This is a genomic window from Micromonospora sp. NPDC047521 (assembly GCF_055587305.1).
Genome location: NZ_JBVJGN010000033.1, coordinates 1 through 3,664, shown reverse-complemented (window position 1 = coordinate 3,664; position 3,664 = coordinate 1). Strand labels below are relative to the sequence as shown.

2 pseudogenes are annotated in these 3,664 nt (G+C 68.8%); both read right to left on the bottom strand.

What is annotated here, in order from left to right:
• Window positions 1-227 (bottom strand): annotated as a pseudogene (locus ACZ6N8_RS31145) (4Fe-4S dicluster domain-containing protein); the annotation flags it as partial.
• A 13-nt stretch (window positions 228-240) separates the two neighbouring features.
• A pseudogene (gene fdh / locus ACZ6N8_RS31140) lies at window positions 241-3,492 on the bottom strand (formate dehydrogenase); the annotation flags it as partial.
• Window positions 3,493-3,664 lie beyond the last annotated feature (172 nt).

Below are 3,664 nucleotides of genomic sequence, written 5' to 3'. Positions count from 1 at the left end.
TGCCGCCACGAGTTCGCCGTCAGCGCACCCGTGTTGTCGTACGACATGCCCAGCAGGTCCAGGCCGCTCTCCGGGACGCCGTTCCACTCCTTGCAGGCCACCTCACACGCCTTGCATCCGATACAGACGCTGGTGTCGGTGAAGAACCCCATCCGGGGCGGCGCGTCCACATAGCCGGCGTCGGGCGCCGGATCCAGCGGACCGTACAGGCTGTTCGGGTCAGGAATCACCGCGCGCCTCCCCCTCGCTGTCGGCGGTGACCGCCGGGGCGTTCTGACCCGGGGTGATCCCGGCGCGCCGCTGGTAGTCGGCGACCAGGTCCAGCAACGCCGGCCCGGTCGGACGACGGCCGGGCCGCACGTCGCAGGTGCCGACCTTGCTCTCCTGGATCAGCACGTTCGGATCCAGGCTGATGCCGAACAGGTCGTTGGCCGAGTCGCCGGTCACCAGACCCTCGAAACCGAAGTGGTACGGCAACCACACCTGGTGGATGATCCGGCCCTCCACCCGCAGCGGGGTGAGCCGATCCGTGACCAGCACCTTCGCCTCGATCACCGCCCGACCGCTGACCAGGTGCGCCCACCCCAGGTGGTCGAGCCCTCGTTCGGCGGCCAGCTCCGGTGACACCTCGACGAACATCTCCGGCTGCAACTCCGCCAGCGGCGACACCGTCCGGCTCATCCCACCGGCCGTGTGGTGCTCGGTGAGCCGGCTGACAGTGAAGACGTACGGGAACACCTGACTGTGTTCCTGAGGCGGACTCGGGTTCACCGAGTTCACCGGATGCGCGTACATCTTGCGGGTCGGATTGGCCTGCTGGCGGTACAGCGGGTTGCGCACCGGCGACTCCACCGGCTCGTAGTGCGTCGGCAGCGGCCCGTCCAGGACACCGCTCGGCGCGTACAGCCAGCCCTTGCCGTCACCCTGCATGACGAACGGGTCGTCACCGGCGACGCCCTCGGGCCCTGACGCCCCGGCCGGCGGCCGGTACGACGGCGGCTTGGTCTTCTCGAAGTCCGGTACGTCGTAGCCCGTCCACTCGCCCCTGTCCGCGTCCCACCAGACGTAGCGCTTGCGCTCGCTCCACGGGTTGCCGTCCGGGTCGGCGGACGCACGGTTGTAGAGGATGCGGCGGTTAGCCGGCCACGCCCAGCCCCACTCGGCGGCGACCCAGTCCTGCTCGTGGCGGGACCTGCGCCGGGCCGCCTGGTTCACCCCGTCGGCGTACACCCCGGTGTAGATCCAGCAGCCCACCGCCGTGGAGCCGTCCGCGCGGGCCTCGGCGAAACTGGACAGCGGGCTGCCGGTCGTCACGTCGTACCCGTTGATCTCCCGCAGGACCGCCTCGGCGCTCGGCTCCGCGTGCGGACCGTGCGTGGGGTAGTCCCAGGTGAGGTCGAGCAGCGCCCTGTCGCGCGGCAGGTCGGAGCCGGCCAGCTTCTCGCGCAGCTTGCGCCCCAGATGGTAGAAGAACCACAGCTCGGAGCGGGCGTCGCCCGGCGGCTCGACGGCCTTCTCCCGCCACTGCAACAGCCGCTGGGTCTGGGTGAAGCTGCCCTCCTTCTCCACATGGGAGGCGGCGGGCAGGAAGAACACCTCGGTGCGGCACTCCTCCGGGACGATCTCACCGGTGGCCACCTCGGGACCGTTCTGCCAGAACGTCGCACTCTCGATCATGAACAGGTCGCGGACCACCAACCAGTCCAGGTTCGCCATGCCCAGGCGCTGCGCCCGGCCGTGCGCGGAGCCGACCGCCGGGTTCTGCCCCAACAGGAAGTACCCCTTGACCTTCCCGTCGATCATGTTGAGCACCTGCTGGTAGGTACCGTGATCACCGGTCATCCGCGGCAGGTAGCCGTAGCAGAAGTCGTTCTCCGGGGTGGCCGCGTCGCCCCAGTACGCCTTGAGCAGACTGGCGGCGAACGACCGCGCGTTACCCCAGAAGCCCTTCTGCCCGGGGTGGCGGATGCTGTCCACCCACTCGTCGAAGCTCGGGTGCTCGGCGTGGTGCGGCATCGGCAGATAGCCGGGCAGCAGGTTGAACAGGGTCGGAATGTCAGTGGAGCCCTGAATGCTGGCATGCCCGCGCAGCGCCATCACCCCGCCACCCGGACGACCCATGTTGCCCAGCAACAGCTGGATGATCGCCCCGGTCCGGATGTACTGCACACCCACGCTGTGCTGCGTCCAGCCCACCGAGTAGATCAGCATCCCGGTGCGCTCCCGGCCCGAGTTCGCCGTCCACGCCCGCGCCAACCCGAGGAACTGCTCCTGCGGGATGCCGCAGACCCGCTCCACCATCTCCGGCGTGTAGCGGGCGAAGTGCCGCTTGAGGATCTGGTAGACGCAGCGCGGATGCTGCAACGTCTCGTCCCGCCGGGTCTGGCCACTCACCTGCGCGCCGTGCGACTCGTGGGTCAGTCCGGCGGCGCTGTCCCGCTCCTGGGCGGTGTGTCCGCTGCCGGAGGAATCCTCGTGACCCTCGTACTGCCAGCTGTCCTGCACGTAACTGCCGGTCTCCGGGTCGAAGCCGGAGAAGAACCCGTCGCCGTCCTCGGTGTCGCTGAACTCCTCGCTGACGATCGTCGCCGCGTTCGTGTACGCGAGCACGTACTCCCGGAAGTCCAGCTCGTTGTCCAGGATGTATCGCACCACCCCACCGAGCAGGGCGATGTCCGTGCCCGCCCGGATCGGCAGGTACGCGTCAGCGACAGCGCTCGTCCGGGTGAACCGGGGGTCGACGTGGAAGACCTTCGCGCCCCGGCGCTTGGCCTCCATCACCCACTGGAAACCCACCGGATGCGCCTCGGCCATGTTCGAACCCTGAATGACGATGACGTCAGCGTTGGCGATGTCCTGCTGGAAATCCGTCGCACCGCCACGACCGAAGCTGGCCCCCAGACCGGGGACGGTGGCGGAGTGTCAAATACGGGCCTGGTTCTCGATCTGCAAGGCGCCGGCCGCGGTGAACAACTTCTTGATGAGGTAGTTCTCCTCGTTGTCAAGCGTCGCCCCACCCAGACTGGAAAAACCAAGCGTCCGGTTGAGTGGCCGGCCCTGCGTGTCGACGTCCTCCCAGGTCTGCTCACGAGCCGCGAGCATCCGATCGGCGATCATGTCGAGCGCGGTGTCGAGCTCCAGATCTTCCCACTGCGTCGAATATGGTCGGCGGTAGCGGACCTTCGTCTGCCGCAACGGGCTGGTCACCAAACTCTTACTGGCCGAACCCTTCGGGCAGAGCCGACCCCGCGAGATGGGGCTGTCCGGATCACCCTCGATCTGGGTGACCTGCCCGTCCTTCACGTACACCCGCTGCCCGCAGCCCACAGCGCAGTACGGACACACCGACCGGGCCACGCTGTCGGCGGCCTCGGTTCGGGGGGTCAGCTCCGCCGAACGGGCGGACTGCGCCGCAGCGCCCCGACCGAGCGGATCGGTGCCGGTGAGCTGCCGGTAGACAGGCCAGCCCTCGATGAAGGTACGCAGACCCATGCCCCGACACCCCCTCCCACGCGAGCGACCCACTGAACATAGGCCAGCCGAGACATCTTCGCGAGCGGGGGAGTTCAGACAGCGCCGCCCCCGGCCCGGGTGGGTCGGGGGCGGCGCTGGTGTCGGTGTGCAGGTCGCCTCTCGGCGAGTGGCGCGACGCGGCTCCAGCCGA